Source organism: Pseudosulfitobacter sp. SM2401 (genome assembly GCF_042932805.1).
In the GTDB taxonomy this organism is placed as follows: Bacteria; Pseudomonadota; Alphaproteobacteria; order Rhodobacterales; family Rhodobacteraceae; genus Ascidiaceihabitans.
On sequence record NZ_CP170633.1, the window covers coordinates 3,182,501 to 3,206,035 of the forward strand.

The 23,535-nt window shown below is 56.9% G+C and carries 24 protein-coding genes and 1 tRNA gene; 12 read left to right on the plus strand and 13 right to left on the minus strand.

What is annotated here, in order from left to right:
- Positions 1-85: 85 nt before the first annotated feature.
- From msrQ to ACFIO0_RS15630, 4 genes are all read right to left on the minus strand, one after another.
- Positions 86-682, minus strand: coding sequence for a protein-methionine-sulfoxide reductase heme-binding subunit MsrQ (gene msrQ, locus ACFIO0_RS15615; protein WP_390911323.1), 597 nt, complete (start codon positions 680-682; stop codon positions 86-88).
- Positions 683-685: 3 nt separating this feature from the next.
- Entirely contained in the window at positions 686-1,591 is a 906-nt protein-coding gene (msrP, locus tag ACFIO0_RS15620) for a protein-methionine-sulfoxide reductase catalytic subunit MsrP (protein WP_390911324.1), read from the minus strand.
- A 112-nt stretch (positions 1,592-1,703) separates the two neighbouring features.
- Positions 1,704-1,922 (minus strand): DUF6500 family protein, encoded by a 219-nt coding sequence (locus ACFIO0_RS15625; protein WP_390911325.1) that lies wholly within the window; start codon positions 1,920-1,922, stop codon positions 1,704-1,706.
- Positions 1,923-3,413, minus strand: coding sequence for a glutamate synthase-related protein (locus ACFIO0_RS15630; RefSeq protein WP_390911326.1), 1,491 nt, complete (start codon positions 3,411-3,413; stop codon positions 1,923-1,925). It lies immediately after the preceding gene.
- Positions 3,414-3,827: 414 nt separating this feature from the next.
- On the opposite strand from ACFIO0_RS15630, the gene ACFIO0_RS15635 reads away from it, so the two are divergent.
- The 4 genes from ACFIO0_RS15635 (at position 3,828) to ACFIO0_RS15650 (ending at position 7,336) form a co-directional block, all read left to right on the plus strand.
- Positions 3,828-5,183, plus strand: a complete 1,356-nt coding sequence (locus tag ACFIO0_RS15635; protein ID WP_390911327.1) for a calcium-binding protein — start codon at positions 3,828-3,830, stop codon at positions 5,181-5,183.
- 454 nt (positions 5,184-5,637) lie between these two features.
- Positions 5,638-6,327 (plus strand): calcium-binding protein, encoded by a 690-nt coding sequence (locus ACFIO0_RS15640; protein WP_390911328.1) that lies wholly within the window; start codon positions 5,638-5,640, stop codon positions 6,325-6,327.
- A gap of 182 nt (positions 6,328-6,509) precedes the next feature.
- The gene (locus ACFIO0_RS15645) at positions 6,510-6,986 is read left to right on the plus strand and encodes a hypothetical protein (protein WP_390911329.1); all 477 of its coding nucleotides are present in this window, start codon (positions 6,510-6,512) and stop codon (positions 6,984-6,986) included.
- Positions 6,983-7,336 carry a hypothetical protein gene (locus ACFIO0_RS15650; protein WP_390911330.1) on the plus strand — a complete coding sequence of 118 codons (354 nt, stop codon included), beginning with the start codon at positions 6,983-6,985 and terminating at the stop codon, positions 7,334-7,336. Before ACFIO0_RS15645 ends, ACFIO0_RS15650 begins: the two co-directional genes overlap by 4 nt.
- Positions 7,337-7,400: 64 nt before the next feature.
- Here the strand turns inward: ACFIO0_RS15650 and ACFIO0_RS15655 are convergent, their stop codons facing one another.
- The gene (locus ACFIO0_RS15655; RefSeq protein ID WP_390911331.1) at positions 7,401-8,045 is read right to left on the minus strand and encodes an HAD-IA family hydrolase; all 645 of its coding nucleotides are present in this window, start codon (positions 8,043-8,045) and stop codon (positions 7,401-7,403) included.
- Between the two features lie 65 nt (positions 8,046-8,110).
- Positions 8,111-10,726, minus strand: a complete 2,616-nt coding sequence (gene clpB / locus ACFIO0_RS15660) for an ATP-dependent chaperone ClpB (protein ID WP_390911332.1) — start codon at positions 10,724-10,726, stop codon at positions 8,111-8,113.
- A gap of 266 nt (positions 10,727-10,992) precedes the next feature.
- On the opposite strand from clpB, the gene ACFIO0_RS15665 reads away from it, so the two are divergent.
- The 3 genes from ACFIO0_RS15665 (at position 10,993) to pyrF (ending at position 12,602) form a co-directional block, all read left to right on the plus strand.
- Complete coding sequence (locus tag ACFIO0_RS15665; RefSeq protein WP_390911333.1) at positions 10,993-11,307, plus strand: orotidine 5-phosphate decarboxylase; 315 nt, start codon at positions 10,993-10,995, stop codon at positions 11,305-11,307.
- A 237-nt stretch (positions 11,308-11,544) separates the two neighbouring features.
- The gene (locus ACFIO0_RS15670) at positions 11,545-11,814 is read left to right on the plus strand and encodes a hypothetical protein (protein ID WP_390911334.1); all 270 of its coding nucleotides are present in this window, start codon (positions 11,545-11,547) and stop codon (positions 11,812-11,814) included.
- Between the two features lie 98 nt (positions 11,815-11,912).
- The gene (gene pyrF / locus ACFIO0_RS15675) at positions 11,913-12,602 is read left to right on the plus strand and encodes an orotidine-5'-phosphate decarboxylase (protein WP_390911335.1); all 690 of its coding nucleotides are present in this window, start codon (positions 11,913-11,915) and stop codon (positions 12,600-12,602) included.
- Positions 12,603-12,782: 180 nt separating this feature from the next.
- Here pyrF and ACFIO0_RS15680 read toward each other — a convergent pair whose 3' ends face one another.
- Positions 12,783-13,211, minus strand: a complete 429-nt coding sequence (locus ACFIO0_RS15680) for an NUDIX domain-containing protein (protein WP_390911336.1) — start codon at positions 13,209-13,211, stop codon at positions 12,783-12,785.
- 52 nt (positions 13,212-13,263) lie between these two features.
- On the opposite strand from ACFIO0_RS15680, the gene ACFIO0_RS15685 reads away from it, so the two are divergent.
- On the plus strand, positions 13,264-14,517 hold the full coding sequence (locus tag ACFIO0_RS15685; protein WP_390911337.1) for a DNA polymerase IV: 1,254 nt from the start codon (positions 13,264-13,266) through the stop codon (positions 14,515-14,517).
- Here ACFIO0_RS15685 and ACFIO0_RS15690 read toward each other — a convergent pair whose 3' ends face one another.
- Both ACFIO0_RS15690 and ACFIO0_RS15695 read right to left on the minus strand, forming a co-directional pair.
- Positions 14,518-15,624, minus strand: coding sequence for a class I SAM-dependent RNA methyltransferase (locus tag ACFIO0_RS15690; protein WP_390911338.1), 1,107 nt, complete (start codon positions 15,622-15,624; stop codon positions 14,518-14,520). It lies immediately after the preceding gene.
- A gap of 36 nt (positions 15,625-15,660) precedes the next feature.
- On the minus strand, positions 15,661-16,521 hold the full coding sequence (locus ACFIO0_RS15695) for an N-formylglutamate amidohydrolase (RefSeq protein WP_390911339.1): 861 nt from the start codon (positions 16,519-16,521) through the stop codon (positions 15,661-15,663).
- A gap of 152 nt (positions 16,522-16,673) precedes the next feature.
- Here ACFIO0_RS15695 and ACFIO0_RS15700 point away from each other — a divergent pair.
- Together ACFIO0_RS15700 and ykgO are read left to right on the plus strand one after the other, a co-directional pair.
- A tRNA-Val gene (locus ACFIO0_RS15700) sits at positions 16,674-16,748 on the plus strand.
- Between the two features lie 82 nt (positions 16,749-16,830).
- Positions 16,831-16,956, plus strand: coding sequence for a type B 50S ribosomal protein L36 (ykgO, locus tag ACFIO0_RS15705; RefSeq protein ID WP_085850311.1), 126 nt, complete (start codon positions 16,831-16,833; stop codon positions 16,954-16,956).
- A gap of 77 nt (positions 16,957-17,033) precedes the next feature.
- Here ykgO and ACFIO0_RS15710 read toward each other — a convergent pair whose 3' ends face one another.
- Positions 17,034-17,717, minus strand: a complete 684-nt coding sequence (locus tag ACFIO0_RS15710) for a WYL domain-containing protein (protein WP_390911340.1) — start codon at positions 17,715-17,717, stop codon at positions 17,034-17,036.
- A gap of 102 nt (positions 17,718-17,819) precedes the next feature.
- Here ACFIO0_RS15710 and ACFIO0_RS15715 point away from each other — a divergent pair, with 102 nt between their 5' ends.
- Both ACFIO0_RS15715 and yghU read left to right on the plus strand, forming a co-directional pair.
- Positions 17,820-18,671 (plus strand): EamA family transporter, encoded by an 852-nt coding sequence (locus ACFIO0_RS15715; RefSeq protein WP_390911341.1) that lies wholly within the window; start codon positions 17,820-17,822, stop codon positions 18,669-18,671.
- 98 nt (positions 18,672-18,769) lie between these two features.
- On the plus strand, positions 18,770-19,648 hold the full coding sequence (gene yghU / locus ACFIO0_RS15720) for a glutathione-dependent disulfide-bond oxidoreductase (protein WP_390911342.1): 879 nt from the start codon (positions 18,770-18,772) through the stop codon (positions 19,646-19,648).
- Positions 19,649-19,686: 38 nt separating this feature from the next.
- On the opposite strand, the gene ACFIO0_RS15725 is transcribed toward yghU, so the two are convergent.
- From ACFIO0_RS15725 to ACFIO0_RS15735, 3 genes are all read right to left on the minus strand, one after another.
- On the minus strand, positions 19,687-21,285 hold the full coding sequence (locus ACFIO0_RS15725) for an ABC transporter permease subunit (protein WP_390915346.1): 1,599 nt from the start codon (positions 21,283-21,285) through the stop codon (positions 19,687-19,689).
- A gap of 155 nt (positions 21,286-21,440) precedes the next feature.
- Positions 21,441-22,640 (minus strand): phenylacetate--CoA ligase family protein, encoded by a 1,200-nt coding sequence (locus ACFIO0_RS15730; RefSeq protein WP_390911343.1) that lies wholly within the window; start codon positions 22,638-22,640, stop codon positions 21,441-21,443.
- A gap of 60 nt (positions 22,641-22,700) precedes the next feature.
- Complete coding sequence (locus ACFIO0_RS15735; RefSeq protein WP_390915347.1) at positions 22,701-23,525, minus strand: ATP-binding cassette domain-containing protein; 825 nt, start codon at positions 23,523-23,525, stop codon at positions 22,701-22,703.
- Positions 23,526-23,535 lie beyond the last annotated feature (10 nt).

The window sequence follows — 23,535 nt, forward strand, 5'->3', positions numbered from 1 at the left end:
CCCCCTGCGCTGAGGGCGACTTTGGCATCACATGGCCAATCCGCAAACTGGGAATATAGTCGCATAGTATATTGCGCGGTTCAGGCTATGCGCGCGTTCTCTTATACCTCAAGGCCAGCAGGCCCAGAATGACCGCCATGTAGATCAGCGGTTCCAGCTGGATCCCCTTGACGACCATGATGAAATGGATCCCGCCCAAGGCCGCGATAACATAGGTCAGCTTGTGCAGCTTGCGCCACGTCGGGCCTAACTTGCGCACGGACCAGTTGTTCGATGTTATGGCCAACGGGATCATCAACACGAACGCCCCCATGCCTATAGTAATGTAGGGACGTTTCAGGATGTCCGTCCAGATCTGGCTAAGGATGCCGATGTCCAGCACCAGCCACACCAGCAGATGCAACGCGACATAGGTAAAGGCCAGAACACCAAAGGTGCGGCGGAACTTGAGAAAATTGAACCCGAGGTAGCGGCGCAGCGGTGTGATCGCCAGACCGATGATCAGCAACTGTAGGGCAATCTCGCCCAACTCGTGTTCCAGTTCCTTGATCGGCTCTCGGCCCAGCGCACCGGTTTGCGCCATGTACAAAAGTACAGGCACCGGGATCAGGTATAGAATGTAGACAGCCCACGTGGGAATCCGGCGGACCGCCGTGTTGGTAAAATCGACGATTGAACGCATGGTTTAGAAGTTCTTCTTCAAGTCCATGCCGTCATACAGGCTCGCGACTTCTTCTTCGTAGCCGTTGAACATCAAAGTCGGCACACGTTTGGCAAACAAACCGCCGCCGATCACCCGTTCAGAGGATTGCGTCCAGCGCGGGTGCGACACCTCGGGGTTCACGTTACTGTAGAACCCGTATTCGCGCGCGTTGGCTTTGTTCCAGCTGGTGGGTGGCTCTTTGTCGGTCAGGGTAATCTTGACGATGGATTTGATCGATTTGAACCCATATTTCCACGGCACAACCAAACGCATCGGCGCGCCGTTCTGGTTGGGGATCGGTTTGCCGTAGATGCCTGTGGCCATCATGGTCAGCGGGTGCATTGCCTCGTCCAGACGCAGCCCTTCGACGTAGGGCCAATCGAGCGAACGGAACCGTTGGCCTTGCATTTCTTCGGGGCGATACAACGTCTCGAACGCCACATATTTCGCACCGTCTTGGACACCTGCCAAATTCAGCAAGTCAGCCAGCTCAAATCCGTTCCAAGGCACAACCATCGACCATGCCTCGACACAGCGGAACCGGTAGATGCGTTCCTCGATGGTCATGGCGTCCATGATGTCGGACATTTCGTAGGGGCCGGGGTTGTCGACCATACCGCCGATCTCAACCGTCCACGGGGTCGTGGTCATTTCGCGCGCATAAATCGCCGGATCGGTCTTGCCCGTGCCGAATTCGTAAAAGTTGTTGTACTGCGTGATGTCTTCCCACGAATTCGGGACCAATTCTTCGTTCGCCGCCGCAGCCCCTGCAACACCCGCCAAACCAAAGCCTGCAGCAGCCCCCGCAATCAATTGACGACGGTTTACAAATCCCGCCTCGGGCGTGACGTCAGCGTGGGTCAGTGTGTTGGTCCAGCGATTGGCCATGGGAAATCTCCTGATACGTTTTGAACGTTATGCAACATAGTTGGGCGCGTTTCATGTAATTCCTACCCAGATCACACGAAGTTTGGAGGCTGTAACATTCGCACCTAGGCCTTTAGCGCCCCTCAACGATCATCTGGCGGATTTTTGCAGCTTTCTCAAAGTGGTCCAACCGGTGGGTTTCGATCCACCAAGTCGCTGCTTCCATCAAGGCCTCGGGGTCGTCGTTTCTATTCTTAAAGAAGGCATAGAACGACAGGCCAACGCCAATCCCTTTTTGGGCGATCTTGGCGTCACAAACAGCAACGGCCTTGTCCCGCAAGCTTTGGCGCATTTATTCGGCCGCCGTTTGAACGCTTGGGTAAATCTCGTTCATGGGAACAGTGCGGCCGCTGTCTTGCATGATCCGTACGTGACGGCGACGCATCAGGCGGGGTTCGGCAACACCAACCGAATGGGCAATCGTTTCAACCTCTTTGATGATGTCCTTGGCGTAGCGGGCGACGCGCACGTATTTGTCCTCAACCACCAAACCCTTTTGAAAGCGCTTGTCGTGGGTCGTGATCCCGGTTGGGCAGGTGTTCTTGTTACACTTTAGGGCCTGAATGCAGCCAAGACTGAACATGAATCCGCGCGCCGAGGTGACAAAATCGGCCCCCGCCGCCAGCGCCCACGCGATGTCACCGGGATTGACCAGCTTGCCGCTGGCGACCAGACGCACGCGATCTTTTAGGCCCGCAGCGTCACGCACGTTCGTGACAAGAGGCAATGCCTCGCGCACCGACATGCCGACCAGATCGATCAAAGGCATCGGGGCCGCACCGGTGCCACCCTCACCGCCGTCGATGGTGATGAAATCAGGGGCGGTGTCCGCGCCCCGCCGCACGATGGTGTCGAACAAATCTTGGACTGCAGGTTCAGTACCCACCACCATTTTGATGCCCACAGGTTTGCCGGTGACCTCGCGAATGTGCACGATCAGCGTCAACAGATCGTCCCAATCATCAACCTCGGCGTGGCGGTTGGGTGAAATGCCGTCTTGGCCCACGTTCAAACCACGGATTGCCGCGATTTCAGCGGTCACCTTTTCACCGGGCAGAATGCCGCCTTTGCCGGGCTTGGCACCTTGGGCCAGCTTTAGTTCGAACATGCGGACGTTTTCATGCTCTGCCATGGTGCGCAGCTTGTCGTCGCTTAGCTTGCCATCCGTATCGCGCACGCCAAACTTGGCGGTGCCGATCTGGAACACGACATCGCAGCCACCCTCCAGGTGAAACGGGCTTAGACCGCCCTCGCCTGTGTTCAGCCACACGCCGGCTTTGGCGGCACCACGGCTGAGCGCCTGAACGGCAGGTTTTGAAATCGCGCCGTAACTCATGCCCGAGATGTTAAAGAACGACTTGGCGGTGAACGGCGTGCGTGCAGTTGCGCCAATCACCATCGGTTCAGTGCAGGCAAATTGGTTGTCCAAAGGCGGGAACGGATCGTTTGCGAATGTTGGCGTGCCAATTACGGTCAAATTGCGGGTCGAGCCAAAAGCGACCGTGTTGCTGTGCCCTTCGGCAGCGCGTTTGACCCATTCACGTTGGGCGCGGTTGAACGGCAATTCCTCGCGATCCATTGCAAAGAAATACTGACGAAAGAATTCGCCCAGCGCGGAAAACAGATGCCGAAATCGGCCAATAACCGGATAGTTGCGGCGGATCGCGTCTTCGGTCTGGATACGGTCCGCGATGAACAGGACAATTGCCAGCAGCAGCACCACGCCAATCACCCCGACAAAGACAAAGGCCAACGCCTCTAGCACATTCATTGCAAAACCCATGACGTCACTCCCTATTCTCGTGTTGTGCCTGTTGTGTGAGCAAGCGACCCGTGGCGCAAGGGCACAGACCATCACGATGGCTACAGCCGCTTGAAACATCTGCCGTCGATTCGGGCGGTTCAGGCGTTTGAAATAAGGCACGCCGATCAATCCGCACGATACCGCGCCTCTGTTGCGCACCGCACGACAATCTTTCACGCCATGCGAGAAGAGGGCCACAATTCTGCCCTAAAGGTGCCAATTTGCGGACAAAATCAAAAATCTCGTGTTAACCTTTACTCAACCGAAGATACCTTCGGATCTGCATTTCGACGGGCTGCCACCCGTCACCACCAAAAGTCTGACCATGCCGTGGCGCGCTATTTGCGTGACCGTCCGTGATCACGCTTTGATATTTAGACGGGGACTAGATTTATGCCAACCACAGGTAACGATACGCTGACCGGCAACATGACATCCGACACCATCGATTTGCTGGATGGCAATGATGTGTATTCCGCACTGGGCGGGTCCGACAAAGTCACGGGCGGTGCAGGCGACGATATGATCGACGGCGTGTGCGGCAATGATTCAATCACCGGCGACGAAGGCAATGACACTCTGCTGGGCGGCAATGGCCGTGACACGCTGTGGGGCGGCATCGACAATGACTATCTGAACGGCGGCAACCAAGAGGACCTGCTGTTTGGCGGCGAAGGCGCGGACATGCTGATCGGCGAAAAGGGCGACGACACCCTGTACGGCGGCATCGGCAACGACACCCTGAATGGCGGCAAGGAAAACGATTTGATGTCGGGCGGCGATGGCGCGGACACCTTCATCTTTGCGTCTGGTTCGGGTCAGGACACGATCACTGATTTTACCCAAGGCCAGGACAAGCTGGACGTTTCAATCATGAACATCTGGCAACTGTCCCAAATGGGTTTGCAAACCGAAGGCTCCGGCGTGCGCGTCTCATTTCGTGACGGCAACTATGTCGTGCTGGAAAACACCGCACTCGAAGACGTCGATCTGTCGGACTTTGTTCTGGCAGACGCACCCGAAGTCGTCACAACCGAAGGCAGCGACACGATCGTGGGCACCAACGGTGCTGACACGTTCATCGGTGGTGGTGGCAGTGACCAACTGTCAGGCGGCCGCGGCAACGACACGCTGGACGGTGGGTCTGGTCAGGACACGATCCAAGGCGGCGGCGGGCAGGATGTGATCAACGGTGGGTCTGGCAAAGACAAACTGATGGGCGGCAACAACAACGACGTGATCTACGGCGACGCGGACAACGATTTTATCGATGGCGGCAATGGCAACGACTACATCAACGGCGGCAACGCGAACGACCGACTGTATGGACGGCGCGGCGATGACACTGTGATCGGCGATCACGGCAACGACAAAATCTATGCTGGCGACGGTCATGACCAAGTCGAAGGTGGCGCAGGCAAAGACCTGATCTATGGCGGCAAAGGCGACGACACGATTGACGGCGGCATGGGCGATGACGAAATGCGCGGCGGCAGTGGTGCTGACGTATTCATCTTTGATGACCGCAGTCGCGCCGACAAGATTTTCGGGTTCGAAGACGGCATTGATCTGCTGGACTTTACCAGCTTTGGGTTCGGTTTTGGCATGGACGACATGACCATCACGCAGATCGGAAATGATCTGGAAATCCGCACCAGCGCACGCGATGCAGTGACGCTCAAGAACTTTGATCTGGGCGATCTAGACAACGGCGACTTCATCTTTGCCGAGATCCCAATTCTGGGTTAATCGGGCGCGGTTCTAGCGAAAATTCACACAGGGCGGCCCGTCAAACGACCGCCCTTTGCGATTCGGTGCCGTCTTTCCCGATTCGGAGCATTTTGCCGGTTAGCATCCGAGCATCTGCGCCACAGCACCCCCAAACCTGCCGTTTTGTTGATAAAAAAACACATTTTGCACGTCGACTCGCGGGATGTGGCCAAAATGTGATGAAAAGTAGCACGGCTCAAAGCCCGCCTTGTGATATCTTCTGCGGGTCCTGGGGTGGATGAGTAAATTGGTTAAGGATTATGACATGACGACTTAAATCGAAGACACATTTAGCGACAGTTTTACCCCCAACCCCATTTCACCAGTCGCTGGTGACCTGCTAGACGGAACATTAAATTCAGAAGAATTCGGCCCGGATTCAATCGACGGCATTAATCTGCAATTGATCGCGGGCTACACCTATACTTTCAGCATGTTGGCACCGCCAGCGACCGAACTGTACTACATTTCCGGCCCGGACGCCGCACCGATCTATGCGACGCCTGTGATTGATGGCCCGAGCAATCAACTGACATTCACGGCTGCCGCCAGTGGCGTTTATACGCTGTTCCTCGAATCCGCAGATTACGTCGATTACATAATTGACGTGACCGCAGCCGACGCGCCGGTTGTTGTCGATCCAAACATCCCGACCGAAAGCAACGACACCGTTTACGGCACGTCTGGTGCTGACAACGTTGCGTTGTTGGGCGGCGATGACCGCTTTGTCGGCGGCAGTGGCGAAGACGTTTTGAACGCCGGTCAAGGCAACGACGTGCTAGACGGCGGCACGGGCAAGGACACCATGAACGGTGGCAACGGTAACGACACGTTGATCGGCGGCGCAGGTGACGACCAGCTGCGGGGCGACAACGGGGCAGATGTCTTTGTGTTCGCAAGCGGCATGAACCGTGACACTCTTCATGATTTCGAAGACGGCATTGACCTGCTCGACTTTTCCGCGATGGGTCTGTTCGACATGTCGCAGCTGACCCTGACGCAGGTGGGCATCCATGTGCGCATCAACGCCAGGCCCAGCGATTTCTTGACTGTTCGCAAGGTGGATTTAGCAGATCTGACAAACGACGATTTTATCTTTTCGGATATTTTTGAGCTGACCTAAACCAAACAGCGCATGTAAAATTCGCACCTACAGGGGGAAATCTAGGTAATTTTCCCCCTATAGGTGTGCAATCTGATCACGCCGTGTCATGGTCGCCTTCGTCAAACCGCGAAACTGTCCGTTTCAAAACATATCGCTGCCCAAAATTTTAATCAAAACGCTGTCATTAACCATGTCGCACAATGCGGCAGAGGTATTTTGTAGCAGGAAAATTAGAAAAAATAACAGCTTACACCGAAACCGTCGACACATTCTTAAACAAAAGCGGAGACGCAGCTAACCCCAGTATATGTCCTGGTGACACTTTTGACGGAACGCTGACCGAAGGGTCCGACGTTGTCGATGCAGTCAATTTGGGCAACTCGCTGGTTGGCGAAAAGTATACTGTCTCGGTCACATTCGACAATCTTGACGGCCTGATCGTGTTCGACCTGGTTTCCGCTGTTCAAGCGACCAGATTTGGTTTTCAAATCGAGGATGGCGTTTTGACCGCTTCTGAAGCGATCTTGAACCCGGAGGCATATTTTTTGATTGATCCTTCGGATTTCACAATCGAAGGCAACACACTGACCTTCAGTTATGCCCCTATTCAGCCCAGCGACTTTGCTTTGCAGATCTTGCAAATGTCATCACAGGGGCCTCAGGCGACGACCGCTTGACCGGTACGGACACAGCCGATGTGGCCGATCTTGGTGACGGCGCTGACCACTTGAGCGGCAAAGGCGGCAACGACACAATCGACGGCGGCGCGGGTCGTTACAACATGACAGGCGGCACTGGCGCTGACACCTTTGTTTTCGCGAATGGCATGGGCAAAGACGTGATCCCGGACTTTGAAGACGGTGTTGATACGCTCGATTTCTCGGCCTACGGATTTACCGATATCTCTGATCTGTCGCTGGAAACAGAAGGGGCAAATGTTTTGATCACAGCGGATGCAGGTGACACTGTCTTGCTGCAAAACGTAGATATTTCTGAGCTGGATAACTCCGACTTTATCTGGGCCTAAATCCGGGCCTTACTTCTCAAACAATTAAAAAGCGCCTGCCGGAAAACTCTGGCAGGCGCATTTGTTACAACTCCAACAAATTGGGCAAATTTGCCATATCGTCAAAGGTTGCGACGCAAAACGGATCCAGTTTGGCCACTGGCGTATCTGCGCAATAGCCATAGCATGGCATCTTGGCGGCGACGGCGGCCTTTGCCCCTGATGCACTGTCTTCGATCACCACACAGGCGGCGGGATCGCAGCCTGCTTTGGTCGCCGCTTTTAGGTAAACATCCGGCGCTGGTTTGGGGTGATCGCAATCATGTGCTGTGTAAATGCGCCCCTGCATTCGGTCCCACAATCCCGTACGTCCCAAAGTCGCCTGCATTTTGTCCATCGGCCCGTTTGATCCGACAGCATAGGGAATGTCTGCTGCATCCAATGCATCCAAGACGCCAAGAATAGATGGGATCAATTCAACCGAAGCCCCCAGCACCTGCGCGACGTTGGCATTGATCGTAGCGACCCAATCATGCGGCAATTGCACGCCACGCCGCCCAACTTCTTCGCGCACACTGGCCATCGTGCCACCGACAAACAACGCCATGATCTGATCCACGGGCAGGTCAAACCCATGGCTGGCAAGTGATCGTTGTATTACTTCATTTGTCGTCCGCTCGCTGTCGACCAAGACCCCGTCGCAATCAAAAATTACCAGTTTTGGCTGCATTCTGTACCTCACGTTAAAAGGCCAGACAGTATGTCCGGCCTTTTCAGTGTTTCATGGATCATGGGTTAGTGAACAGTGGCCTCGTCCGGTTTTGGCCGGTTCGATGCGGCGATCCGGTCACCGATGATCAGGCCATCTGCACCCGCTGAGACTTCGATCGTGTCGCCGTCCAGCACGTCACCCGCCAGCAGCATTTCAGCCAGCGGATTCTGCAGCGCGTTCTGGATGACACGTTTCAACGGGCGTGCGCCAAACACCGGATCATAGCCTTCGTCCGCGAGCCACGTGCGCGCGCCGTCGTCCAGATCAAGCGTGATCTTGCGCGCCGCCAACCGACGCAACAGGCGCGCCATCTGGATCTTCACGATGCCATCCATGTCGCCGCGGTTCAGGCGATCAAAGATGATCGTTTCATCCAGACGGTTCAGGAATTCGGGGCGGAAATGTCCGCGCACGGCCTCCATCACATCGCGTTTGGCGTCCGATGCATCAGCACCATCCGGCAGTTGGCTCAGCGCTTGCGCGCCCAAGTTCGACGTCAGGATAATCAGCGTTTGCTTGAAATCCACCGTGCGCCCTTGACCGTCCGTCAGCACGCCGTCGTCCAAAACCTGCAACAGGACATTGAACACGTCGGGGTGCGCCTTTTCGACCTCGTCAAATAGGACAACCTGGTACGGGCGACGCCGCACCGCTTCGGTCAGAACGCCACCCTCGTCGTAGCCGACATAGCCAGGAGGTGCCCCGATCAGCCGCGAAACCGCATGTTTTTCCATAAATTCGGACATGTCGATGCGCACCATCGCGCTGTCATCGTCGAATAGGAATTCTGCGACCGCCTTGGTCAGTTCGGTTTTCCCGACGCCGGTTGGGCCGAGGAACAGGAAAGATCCCAGCGGGCGATCTTCGTCGTTCAAACCAGCGCGCGACCGGCGCACGGCATTGGACAACGCGGTGACCGCTGTGGATTGACCGATGACGCGACTGTGCAGTTGGTCTTCCATCCGCAGCAGTTTTTCACGGTCGCCTTCCAGCATTTTTGCGGTCGGGATTCCTGTCCAGCGTTCAACCACCGACGCGATCTGTTCGGGGCGCACGGCCTCAGCAACCATCGCTTCGGATTCAGCGCCTTCAGCCTCGCCCAATTTGCGTTCCAGATCGGGGATCACGCCGTACGACAGCTCTCCGGCTTTGGCCAGATTGCCCTCGCGTTTCGCGATCTCCAGCTCGCTGCGCGCATGATCCAAATGCTCTTTGATGTCACGCGCCCCCGCCAGTTTGTCGCGCTCTGCCTGCCACTGCGCGGTCATTTCAGCGCTGCGTTCTTGCAGATCAGCCAGATCCTTTTCCAGCGTTTCCAGACGATCCTTGGACGCGGCATCGTCCTCCAGTCGAAGCGCCTCTGCCTCGATCTGTTTTTGCATGATGTCGCGGTCCAGCGCGTCGAGTTCCTCGGGTTTGCTGTCGACTTCCATGCGCAAACGGCTGGCGGCCTCGTCCATCAGATCGATGGCTTTGTCGGGCAGAAACCGGTCGGTGATGTAGCGGTGCGACAAGGTTGCCGCCGCAACCAGCGCGCTGTCGGAAATGCGAACACCGTGGTGCAATTCGTACTTTTCCTTGATGCCGCGCAGGATCGATATCGTGTCCTCGACAGTGGGTTCTGCGATAATCACCGGCTGGAAACGACGGGCCAAAGCCGCGTCTTTTTCAACGTATTTGCGGTATTCATCCAAGGTTGTGGCACCGACGCAGTGCAATTCGCCGCGCGCCAAGGCAGGCTTGATCAGGTTGGCCGCATCCATCGCGCCCTCGCCTTTGCCCGCGCCGACAAGCGTGTGCATTTCGTCGATGAACAGGATGATTTCGCCGGCAGCTTCGGTGACCTCGGTCAACACGGCCTTCAGGCGTTCCTCGAATTCACCGCGATATTTTGCGCCGGCGATCAACGCGCCCATGTCCAACGACAACAGGCGTTTGTTGCGCAAGGATTCAGGCACGTCGCCGTTGATGATGCGCAGAGCCAAACCTTCGGCGATCGCGGTCTTACCCACGCCCGGTTCACCGATCAAAACCGGGTTGTTTTTGGTGCGGCGCGACAAGACCTGCATTGCGCGGCGGATTTCCTCGTCACGGCCAATGATCGGGTCAATCTTGCCTTCTTCGGCGCGGGTTGTCAGGTCTTGGGCGTATTTTTTCAACGCGTCATAGCCATCTTCGGCGCTGGCACTGTCGGCTGTGCGGCCTTTGCGAATGTCGTTGATCGCGGTGTTCAAAGCCTGGGCGTTAACCTTACCGGCGTCCAATGCCGTTTTGGCACCGGACTTAACCATGCACAGTGCCATCAAGATGCGTTCGACCGGCACAAAGCTGTCGCCCGCTTTCTTAGCCAGCGCTTCGGCTTCGGCCAAAACTTTGCTCGTTGTGTTGTCCAAATAAACCTGTGCGGCATCGCCTGACACTTTGGCCAATTTGCCCAACGATACGTCAGTGGCCACTGCCACCGCGCGTGCATCACCACCCGCTGCCGTGATCAAATTGCTGGCCAAACCTTGGTCATCGTCCATCAGTGCTTTTAGAATATGTTCAGGCGTCAGCCGTTGGTGACTGTCGCGTGTGGCGATCGTCTGGGCAGCTTGTACAAAGCCGCGCGACCGCTCTGTGAACTTGGTTAAGTCCATGGTCGTCTCCTTTTAAAAAGCGCCCTGTCTCGTGTCGCACCTGACAAGCAGCATACGACATTTATCGGGCCTCATACCCCACTTGGGCATAATATTCGGGCAATTCAAGAGGGGTGCTATTGTCAAAAAACATCCCTAAAACCGCTTGTTTTGACGATAAAATCGCAAGATTCACAAAAGTTTTACAAAATTCCCCTCGAAATGAAGAAAACAAAACCCAATGTATTTATCACGAAACGAGCAATAACAAAAACAGGTGTCCAGATATGCAACGTCATACAGTCGAACTGAACAACGTCATTTACAACGCGACCAGCCAACGCTTTGAGGCATTGGCGACGGTCCACGGCGGAACCGAGACGCGCAAATTCGCATGCGCCATCGACGCGCCAATCGACATGTCCTTTGAGGACGCATCCGTTGGTCTGACCACACAAGCGCTGCGTCGTCATTCCGGTCGTGGCGGCCTGTCATCTTCACAGGTGTTCAACCCGACCTTGGCCCAGCGCACCATCCGTGCCGCCGCCCCGACCAAGCGCAACTTTGATCCGTTCGACATGCTGCGCCGTCTCGCCGCCTGACCCAAAGCTACATTTCATTCCAATGCGCAGGCCCGCGTCATTCCCCTATGTTTTGCGGCCTGCACAGCAGAGACAGCTGCCTGCCTGCTAAAGTCTCTGATACTCACCCGGCCGTACAGTGTGCGTGCCGGGCTTTTTACTGACCTCAGACAAATGTGGGGAATAATTTAACGACTTTCCCTTAGAACACAGCCACCTGCCGCTATACGATCCGACTGGTAAAACGGGGGTCGTGGCGTGCAGATAACCAGTGTTGATTTTGTCGAAGTAAACGCATCCGAAGCGCAGTGTTTGTTGACCTGTGAAGACGTGGTTGTGTCGTTAAAATGCGTTAGTCTTTTGCCAGCAGAGGCCGACGCGACGCAGCACCGGATCGCATGGTTACAAGACGCCCTGCGCCAATTGCGTCGCATGCCAGAATACCGTGCCGCCGCTGCCGAAACCGAATTTGGCGAGATCGCTCTAAGCGCGTCCTCCGCCTTACAGCGTCGCGCGGCCTCAGTCTAAAGGCCCAATTTTGGCGGCTTTGCAGGCTAAGCATAGACTTGGTGCGCCCGATCCTTTAGTGACCCGATTGTTTGTTTGCAGAAAACAGGGATCACACCATGACAGATGACAGATTGATTGTAGCGCTGGACGTGCCGAATGCGCACGCCGCACACGAATTAACCATGCAAATCGGCGATGCCGTTAACTTTTATAAAATCGGCTTGGGGATGCTGACCACCGGTGGCCTGGCATTGGCCAACGAGCTGATCCAAGAACACAACAAACGCATTTTCCTTGATATGAAACTGTTCGACATCGGGGCCACGATCGAGGCTGCGGTGCGTGGATTGGCGCAATTCGATCTGGATTTCCTGACGGTGCATGGTGATCCGCATGTAATCGACGCTGCCAAACAGGGCGCTGCGGGCAGCAATCTGAAAATCCTTGGCGTGACTATTCTGACGTCTTTGGACCGCGCTGATCTGGATGCGTGCCTGATCAAAGATGGCGACGTTCAGGATTTGGTTATCACCCGCGCCGCCCGCGCGTTTGAGGCAGGTGCCGATGGCGTCATCGCCTCGCCCCAAGAGGCCGCGATGATCCGTGCATTGCCCGAAGCAAAAGACCGCCTGATTGTGACCCCCGGCGTGCGCCCAGTCGGGGCTGCGTTAGGTGATCAAAAGCGGGTGGCAACACCGCATCGAGCGATCACAGACGGGGCCGATCACATCGTTGTCGGGCGTCCGATTTGGCAAGCCCCAAGCCCGACCGACGCCGCACAACAGATTATCGCCAGTCTACCTTAACCCGTCTTCTTGTGTGAAAATCGCCACAACATACACGATATAGTTGTGGCCAGGTATTCCATACTAGGTGAATCCGCCAAACTACTGTATGCATACGTTATTAGGTGATACTCCCCGACGGACCCGTTCTTCCTGAGGTTCGTCAACTCCCCTCGCTCAGACAGCGAGGGGTTTTCTTTTTTAGTCACCGGATTCTCCGTTCAAATAAACCCGCAGACGGTCGCCTAACGGACCGATCGTTTTGGGGTGATTGATGTACTCAGACGTGCTCATCAACACCCAGCGCTGGCCCTCGTCGCCAAGCTGAATGTCGCGGGCGACCTGTGCAGGTAAGTGCGCGACAAAGAACCACTTATCCCCTAAATCACTGTCAAAACGCTTGCCCCAGACCACTGCATTCGGGTCAATCAGCAACCCCAGTTCCTCGCGTGTTTCGCGCAGGGCGCACGCCATCGGGGTCTCACTCCCTTCGCGCCCACCGCCGGGCATATCCCAGCAATCCGGCCACGGAATATCGTCACGGTCATCGCGCAAAATCACGGCCAGATTATCGCCCACAAACAGCGCCAGCTTGGCCCCGTGGAATGGCGTGGGAAAGGTCATGTTCATCCTAACGTCCTCGCGTTAAACTGCCTGTGAACCCTATCAGAGCCGTACCAAAATGCCTGCCCTTTGTCGCGATTGCATGACCCAATTCCCGAGCGGTCGGCGCTGCCCCGCCTGCGCCAGTCCGCGTGTCGTTAACCATGCAGAGCTGTATGACCTGTCGATTGCCCACATGGATTGCGATGCGTTTTATGCGTCGGTCGAAAAGCGTGACGACCCCAGCCTGTCGGACAAACCCGTGATCATCGGTGGCGGGCGGCGTGGTGTGGTGTCGACCGCCTGTTACGTGGCGCGCATTCGCGGTGTGCGATCTGCCATGCCGATGTTTCAGGCCCTGAAATTGTGCCCCAATGCGGTGATCATCAAACCGCGAATGGAGGCCTACGTCGAGGCATCCCGCGCGATCCGCAAGATGATGGAAGACCTGACCCCCGCCATCGAACCGCTGTCGCTGGACGAGGCATTCATGGACCTGCGCGGCACCGCCCGCTTGCACGGCGCTCCGCCTGCGGTCATGCTGGCGCGGTTGATAAAACGGATGCGGGACGAGTTAGGGCTGACCGGATCTATCGGGCTAAGTCACAATAAATTCCTCGCCAAGGTCGCCTCTGATCTGAACAAACCGCACGGATTTTCGGTGATCGGTGCCGCAGAAACCGACGATTTCCTGCGCGACAAACCCGTGGGCATGATCTGGGGTGTGGGCGCCGTGACCAAAGTTGCACTGGAAAAGGCGGGCATCCGCACTTTTACCGATTTGCTACGTTGGGATCGGGCTGATTTGACGGTGCGGTTCGGGTCCATGGGCGAACGTTTGTGGCACCTTGCGCGTGGGCAGGACCATCGCCGTGTCAGCGCGCATGAACCGGTCAAATCGATCTCAAAAGAAACGACGTTCAATGACGACACGTCGGATCTCGAGATCCTCGATGGGCATCTTTGGCGGTTGGCGGAACAAGTATCTGATCGCGCCAAGGCCAAGGATCTCGCGGGTCGCGTTGTGACGCTGAAATTGAAACGCACCGATCATTCGACGATCACGCGACGGGTCACGCTGCACGACGGCACGCAAATGGCTGACGTGGTTTATCGCACAGCGCGCGCGTTGTTCGATCAGGTTGGCAACCAAGGCCCCTACCGATTGTTGGGGTGCGGGTTGTCGCATCTGATCAGTGCCGAAGGGGCGGATTGGTCGAACGATCTGCTGGACCCCGACGCCAATAAACGTAGTGCGGCCGAGCGTGCGACAGACAAAATCCGTGAAAAATTCGGTTCGGATGCGATCCTGAAAGGGCGCGCGCTGCGCTGATTACAGCGGCCCCGTGCGATACAGCGATACCTTTAGGCCACCGTTTGAAACCGGCCGTGTTTGTTCCAGAAACTTCAAACCCATTGTGTTGGCAAGGCTCGCATCCGAGGTCACAACCCCCACGCGCCAGCCTTTGAACTGGGTTTTTAGCATCGTGCCCAATTGCGCATAAACCGGATACAGCGTCTTTTTCGACCCGATCCGCGCGCCGTACGGCGGGTTCACCATGACCAAACCTTTTGGCCCATCGGGGGCTTCAGCCTCGGCAAAAGGCCGTTCCTGAAACGAACACATCTGGGCCACACCTGCGCGCTCGGCGTTTTCGCCGCTCATCCGCACAGCACCCGCATCACGGTCCGATCCATAGAACCGCTGATCGCTGGAATTTGTCGTGTCGACAGCCTTAATGTCTGCCCACGCGTCTGCGTCAAACGTCGCCAACTGCTCAAACCCAAAAGCCCGCGCACGACCGGGGTTCAGCCCGCTCGCAATTTCCGCCGCTTCTATCAAAAACGTGCCTGATCCGCACATCGGATCATAGACCGGCTCATGCCCGTCGTACCCGCATTGGCGCAAAAACAAAGAGGCCAAGGTTTCACGCATCGGTGCCTTGCCTACCGCAACTTTGTGCCCGCGTTTGTGCAGCAGTTCGCCGCTCGTATCGATGCTGATGGTGCACAGATCGTCCTCGATCCGGACCATGATTTTTAGCGCGGCGTCTTTGCTGATTTCAGCCCCGTGTTCCTCGGTGATCGCGCGCTCTACCCGCTGTGCTGCGGCACCTGCATGATAAATTCGCGATTTTTTGCACATCACCTCGACCTTCACAGGCACATCGACGCGCAAAATTTCACCCCACGGGAATTTCCGCATCCGTTTGTCCAGCTGCGCCAAGTGCATCGTGCGAAAGCTGCCGATGCGGGCCAGTACCCGATTGGCCCCCCGCAATTGCAGGTTGGCGCGCCACACCTCGGCCCACCCGCCGCGGGTCGCAACGCCACCCTTCAACACTTCGGGCGCGGCGAATCCTAAGGCGATGGCTTCATCCGCCAGCACCTGTTCCAGCCCGGGGGCCGTTGCGAAAAATATCTCGAATTCGGTATCCATGTGGCTCCCTAGCGGGGAATGCTGCGCGGGGCGAGCCTATTCCGCAGCCAGTGGCATCCGACCCTGCCCGACTTTGGCAACATCAGCGACAACATCACGCAACGCAGCGCGCACGGCTTCAAAATCACCATTCGGGCGAATCAGCTTTTCGTTCATGTAGATAGACCTGTCGATTTCGACCTGAACCGCATGTTGACCACGCGATGGGCGCCCGTAGGCTTGCGTGATGTACGCACCCGCGAACGGCACATTGCGTGTGACAACAAAACCGGCCGCGACAAATGCGGCCTCAAGCCGATCGACAACTTCTGCGGTCGCCGCAGCTCCGAACCTATCGCCCAGCACAACGTCGGGGCGGCGTATGCCTGAGCGTGCAACACCGTCCATCGCTTCGTGTGGCATCGAGTGGCAGTCAACAAGCACCGCTTGACCATGCCGTTGGTGTGCTGCGTCCAGCAGTTTTTGCAGCATTTCGTGGTACGGCGTCCAATATTGGTCGATGCGCCGCTGTGCTTCGGTCTGCGAAATCTTGCCCCGGTAAATTGCGCGCCCGTTGGCAACCACACGGGGAACAACACCCAAACCCGCCGCAACCCGTGGATTATGGCCCGATTTGCGCAGCCCTTCGATCAAGGCAGGATCCAGTTCGTCCGCGCTTCGGTTCAAATCAACAAACGCGCGTGGTGCACCGGCTTTCAGGAATGACGCCCCGAACTTTGGCGCGCAATCAAACAGCTGATCGACAAACGCATCCTCGCTTGATCGGATCGTATGCTCATCCAAAACTGTGCGCCGCAAGAACGACCAAGGATAATCGCGCCCCGAATGAGGTGATGCGAAAACCACGCAAGAGGTCTGCTTTTCAGGGTGCAAAACTTCGTAAGCGAACTTGGGCATATTCCGTCCTTTGTTGCTTATAACATATAGTAGTTGTTACGATGTTCAAAAGCCCTTGATCCCTGTTCCGACTCCTTTTATACGCCCCGTTACCGGCGCGGACTTTCGCGCCCCTTTTTGTTGGGGTGCATTGGTTCAAACTGGCATAGCGTGGGGGATTAGCTCAGCGGTAGAGCACTTCGTTGACATCGAAGGGGTCACAAGTTCGATCCTTGTATCTCCCACCACCGACACCCGTCTGGCACCCTGTCAGGCCCCGATTAACCAGGCGCTGCTTTGCGCCATGACAAACAGGAAGGAATTCGCACCATGAAGGTACGCAACTCGCTCCGCTCGCTCAAGAGCCGGCACCGTGACTGCCGCATTGTCCGTCGCAAAGGCCGTGTTTACGTGATCAACAAAACACAGCCTCGCTTTAAGGCCCGCCAAGGTTAATCTTTGGGCGTTAGACGACGCATATGTTACAAAAAGGCCGCTCCTTCGGGGGGCGGCTTTTTCCGTTTCAGGCTTGTTTACAATGGCTTGGTCGACACCGTCTGGTCTTTTTGGGTCTCTTCCCACAACCGCAACAACGCTGCACTTTGACCCGAAAACTGCGCGTCCTGCGTCACGCATGATTTGATTCGATCCAGCCTGAAATGGCGCAACCCTTGGCGCAATACGCACCACGCCACGATGATGGCACTGTCACTGAAATAGATCACCGCCAATGGCCAAATCACCCGCTGCGTCTGGTTGCCTGCCTCATCGCCGTAGGCAATTTCGAGACAATTTTCGCTGCGAATAGCTTCTCTGATTTGGGCAGGATCGACGCGCACGTCATGCTGCAGCCCCCACGACGAAGCGATCAATTGTCGCGTGCTGGGCGCCACCGCATTCAGCTTGCGCGCGGCCCGTCCCGCAGCGCGCCACAGCCCCGCATCTCCGGTCCGTGCAATCATGCTAAGGCCTAGGGCGATCGCCTCGGCCTCATCCACATCCAGATTGATCGGGGGCAAATCGTAACCTTTGCGCATCACATAACCGATCCCCGGCTCGCCCAGAATCGGTGTTTGCATGGCTTGCAGGCTGGCAATATCGCGGTAGATCGTGCGCACCGACACCTCTAGCGCGCTGGCAATGTCTCGCGCGAGCATCGGCGCTTTGGCGGCGCGTAACATCTGGATGATCTCAAAGAACCGTGCGGATTTCGACATGTGACAGCCCAAAGTTTTTCGCGTTCCCTCATAACACCACTGACATACTGTTGTCAGTAGCTGTTTGTTATGTCACCGCTGAACATAACAATCGAGAGCACCATGCAAGCAAAATCCACCCGCACCTCAGGCGTCGTTTTGGTCGTCATTTCGGCCTTTGTCTTTAGCACCGCAGGCATATTCACCAATGGCGTCAGCACGGATGCGTGGGGGGTGATTTTCTGGCGTGGAGTGGCGGCTGCCGCATTCACCCTTGCCTACTTGATGCTGCGCGGGCAGTTGCGATCCGAACTGGCCGCGTTTGGCAAACCGGCACTGTTGGTCACGATCCTGATGGCGGCAGGCACGGCCGCTTTCATCCCGGCATTCAAACTGTCCAGCGTTGCCAATGTCGCGCTGATCTATGCTGCTGCGCCTTTTGTTACCGCAGCGCTCAGTTGGATTTTCATCCGCGAAGCCCCCAGCCGCACGGTCTTGATTGCCAGCATCGCGGCCTTTGCCGGCGTGCTGATCATCGTGTCCGGGTCGCTTGGCAGCGGCGCAATTTTGGGTGACGCGTTGGCCCTGTTCATGACGTTGATGATGTCGGCCACGATGGTTGTCTACCGCAAGCACCCGGACACGACAGCGGCCTTGCCCGCGGCGCTTTCGTCAGTCGTGTTGCTGCCTGTCGCGCTGATATTCGGGGCACCGATGCTGGTTTCGGGCGGCGAGATGCCAATTCTGGTGCTGTTCGGGCTGGTGTTTGCAGTCGCGTCCGTCACTCTGTCCGAAGGGGCGCGGCGATTGCCCTCGGCCGAAACCGCCCTGTTGTCCACGCTCGAGGTTCCACTGGCACCGTTGTTGGCCCTGCTGATCCTAAGCGAAATCCCAAGCGTGCAAGGCATCATCGGCGGCGCGATCATCCTGATCGCTGTGCTGTGGTCGCAAACCCGCGCGCCCAAAGGTGCGTAACGTCACCGTGAACATGACACAGATGCACAGCCCACCCCCTTGCGCATAACGACCAAGCCCATAGGTTGTGCCCAAGCATTAAAGAAAAGGCACAGCACATGAGCGACGACACCTACACCCCACCAGCCGTCTGGACCTGGGACACGTCATCGGGCGGAAAATTCGCCAACATCAATCGCCCCATCGCAGGGGCGACTTCTGAGAAAGAACTGCCCGTCGGCAAGCACCCCTTACAGTTGCATTCGCTTGCAACACCAAACGGGGTCAAGGTCACTGTGATGCTCGAAGAGTTGCTGGCGCTTGGCCACACCGGCGCGGAATACGACGCGTATTTGGTGAACATCGGGGAAGGCGACCAGTTCGGATCCGGCTTTGTCGACATAAACCCGAACTCGAAAATTCCCGCGATGATGGACCGATCAGGCGACACACCTGTGCGCCTGTTCGAAAGCGCGTCGATCATGCTGTATCTGGCAGATAAATTCGGAGCGTTGTTGCCGACCGAACCTGCCGCGCGCGCCGAGGCGATGAACTGGGTGTTCTGGCAAATGGGCAGCGCGCCGTATCTGGGCGGTGGTTTTGGCCACTTCTACGCCTACGCGCCGGAAAAATATGAATACCCGATCAACCGTTTTGCGATGGAAACCAAACGCCAGCTGGACGTGTTGGATCGCCAATTGGCCGAGACAACCTGGATCGCGGGCGAAGAATACACCATCGCCGATATCGCGATCTGGTCGTGGTACGGGCAACTGGTTTTGGGTCGTTTGTATTCTGCCGCTGAATTTCTGGATGTGGCGTCGTACAAGCACGTGATGGCGTGGGCTGAAAAGATCGACGCACGCCCTGCGGTCAAGCGCGGACGCATGGTGAACCGCCCGTTTGGCGACCCGTCAGAGCAGCTGCACGAACGTCACGATGCCTCTGATTTTGACACGCAAACCCAAGATAAAATCGGCACCCCCGCCGAAGAATAAGCGACCAAGGTGGGCGACACGCCCGCCTTACCCACGCCCTACAAGCGACCGCGCCCGACTTGGCGACAGATCAAAATCACCGGTAACAACCCCATCGCGACGATCACGACGCTAGGCACCGCCGCCCCATCCAGCCGCTCGTCAGAAGCCAGCCGGTACGCCTGCACCGCCAGCGTATCGTAGTTGAACGGGCGCATAATCAGCGTTGCCGGCAATTCTTTCATCACATCGACAAATACGATCAGCAATGCGGTCAGCAAACTTGGCGTCAGGATCGGCAGGTGCACCCGCCGCAAGGTGCCAAACGGACCTTGCCCAAGCGAGCGGCTGGCCGCGTCCATATTCGCGTGAACCAACGATTGCCCACCTTCGTACGCCCCCAGTGCAGCCGCCAAAAACCGCACCAGATAGGCCCCGATCAGCAGCCAGATCGATCCTGTCACCAACAGCCCCGTGGAATAATCAAACGTCGCGCGCATCCACGCATCCAACGCATTGTCGAAGGCAGCAAACGGCACCATCAGACCCACCGCGATCACGCCGCCCGGCACTGCGTAGCCCAACCGCGCCGCATAGGCCGACGCACTGGACAGGCGTCCCGGCTGCATGCGCTGAAAGAAACCAACGGCGACGGCGGCAACCACTGTGATCACCGCCGCAAGGCCCGCAAGCGTCAGTGAATTGCGGATGAACCCGAGGTAGCGTGCGCTCAGCAGGTCTTGTTCTGACCCTAACCCCATCGAAAACAGCACGACAATCGGCAGTACACATCCCAAAAGAACAGGCGCGCCGCATAAGAAAACCGCCAAGACCGCTTGCCAACCCGAAAGGTCGATCTGCGTTTTGTCCTGTGACCGGCGGGACGGATCGTAGTATTTGGCGCGCCCCCTTTGGATCCGCTCAAGCATCGCCAACAGCAACGCAAAACTGAGCAAGCACAACGCCAATTGCGCAGCCCCAGCCCGATCCACAAAGGTGAACCAGCTGGAATAAATCCCCGTCGCAAAGGTCTGAACACCGAAATAGGCAACTGTGCCAAAGTCCGCGATCGTCTCCATCACTGCTAGCAAAACACCGCCCGCAATGGCAGGACGCGCGAGCGGCAGGCTAACCCGAAAGAACGCAGACCACGCACTGCTGCCAAGCGCGCGGGCCGCTAAAAACGTCGTCCCGCTTTGCTGTAAGAACGACGCGCGCGCGAGCAGATAAACGTAGGGGTAAAGCACCAGAATCAACATCATCGCAGCACCGCCGATCGAGCGGACTTCGGGGAACCAATAATCGCGCGGGCCCCAACCCATCAGGCTGCGCAAACTGCTTTGCACAATGCCGGGATGGTCCAGAATATAGGTGTAAGCATAGGCGAGCACGTAGGCCGGAAACGCGAGCGGCAACACCAGCGCGATCTCGAAGAACCGTACGCCGGGGAAACGGGTCATGGTGACCAGCCACGCAGCGCCAACACCAACCAGAAACGTGCCTGTCGAGACCAAGAGCACCAACAAAAGCGTGTTGCCCGCGTAACGCGGCAATACGGTGCTAAGCAGATGCGCAACCGTACCCGTACCGCCACTGAACGCCGCAATCGCAACAGCAAGCATCGGCAGAAGGCAAATCAGCGCAACCGTGACAGCCATCACAGATAGACCGCGCGGGGCGTGGCGTGCTGTGGTTTTGCGCATAGGCGTTTGGATGGTTTGATCCGACATGCACTCTATTTCGACTATTTTAGTCAGAATATCCAGCGCTGCCTTTAAGCGGGTAAGGTGTGGGTGCCCCACACAATCGCGCGTCAGTCGTAGGTGCGCTGATCTTCGATGACAAGCCCGTCTTTGGGCAGGCTCCCAAGGTCACACACAACCACTTTGCCCTTCATCTTCATCGTCTCGACAATGCTCTCGGCATAGGCATCTGCATCGCCTCCGTCGCTTTCCACCTGCACTGTTAGCACGTCGGTTTCAGCCTCGCGGCTGGCAATAACCCGCGCCTTTGGCACCTCATCGTGGCGCGCAACAAAGGCTGCGACCTGTTCGGGGCGCACGAACATGCCTTTGATCTTGGTGGTTTGATCGGCGCGTCCCATCCAGCCTTTGATGCGGGTATTTGTACGTCCGCAAGGGCTGGTGCCCGCCATCATCGCACTCATGTCGCCAGTCGCAAACCGGATCAGCGGATAATCAGGGTTCAATGAGGTCACGACAACTTCGCCCACCTCGCCAAACGCAACAGGGTTCCCCGTGCCCGGCGTTACGATTTCTACGATCACGCCTTCGTCGATCATCATGCCTTCCATCGCGTCGCTTTCGTAGGCGATGTTGCCAAGGTCCGCTGTCGCGTAACATTGCAAACATGCGATCCCGCGATCAATGTAGAACTGACGCAAAGACGGGAACAACGCGCCGCCGCCAACAGCCGCTTTGGTGATGCCCAAAGCAACGCCCATCTCATCGGCTTTTTCGAGGATAATTTTCAGATAATCAGGCGTCCCTGCGTAGGCCGTGCTGCCAACGTCCCGTGCCGCGGTGACTTGCAATTCTGTCTGGCCGGTGCCGGCTGGCAAGACCATGGCCCCAACAGCGCGCGCGCCCGATTCAAACATGTGACCTGCAGGGGTCAGATGATAGCCAAAACAGTTTTGCACGACGTCATCCGCACCAATGCCAGCGGCATGCAAGAAACGCCCCATTCGGAACCAATCATCGTCCAATGCACCGGGCTCATAGATCGGACCCGGCGATTGAAACACGTGGGTAACTTTGCCAACCTGAATGCCACCAAACGGCGGACGCGCCTTTTGCCATTCCGACAAATCGGACTTGCGCAACACAGGTAAGTTAACCAAATCTTCCGGCGATTGAACCTGCGCCGCCGCATCCTGCCAGTCCTGTGGTGCGACGGTGATCGAAGCCAAACGGGTGCGCAGCAACGCCGACTGTTCGGCCATCCGCTGGTCTACACTGCGGGTTTCCAGATCATCAAAATACTGTGCCATCGCGCGCGGGCCCCTATCGAAAAAGTCATGGTAAGGTGGGTTTCAACCCACCAGTTACGCTTAGCTGAGCCAACGTTTGCGACGGCGATAACTGCGCACGTCACGGAACGATTTACGACCCTCATCAGACATACCCAGATAGAATTCCTTGACGTCCGGGTTCTCTCGCAACTCGGCCGCAGGGCCATCCATCACAACGCGACCCGACTCCAGAATATAACCATAGTGGGCAAATCGCAGCGCCACATTGGTGTTCTGTTCAGCCAGCAAAAACGTGACGCCTTCGCTTTCGTTGATCGATTTGACGATGCCGAAAATCTGCTCAACCAACTGCGGGGCCAATCCCATCGACGGCTCGTCCAGCAGGATCGTTTCAGGGCGCGACATCAGCGCACGTCCGATAGCGCACATCTGCTGCTCACCACCCGACGTATAGCCCGCTTGGCTTTTGCGTCGTTCGCGCAGACGTGGAAAATAGTTGTAAACCATCTCAAGGTCAGCGGCTATTGCCGCCTTGCCGTCGCGCCGTGTGTAGGCTCCGGTCAGAAGGTTTTCTTCAATCGTCAGATGCTCAAAACAGTGGCGGCCTTCCATGACCTGCACGACACCGCTTTTTACGGTTTCGGCCGGATCTTGGTGCTGGATCACGTCGCCACGATACTTGATCGACCCTTTGGTGACCTCGCCGCGCTCAGACGCCAACAGACCGGAAACAGCCTTAAGCGTCGTGGTCTTACCCGCGCCATTGCCGCCCAACAACGCAATAATCCCGCCTTTGGGCACCTTCAGGCTGACACCCTTCAGCACAAGGATCACGTGGTTGTAGATCACTTCGATGTTGTTGACCTCAAGCAAGGTTTCGTCTGTTTCAGTGCCGTCCAGCATCTTGTTCTGA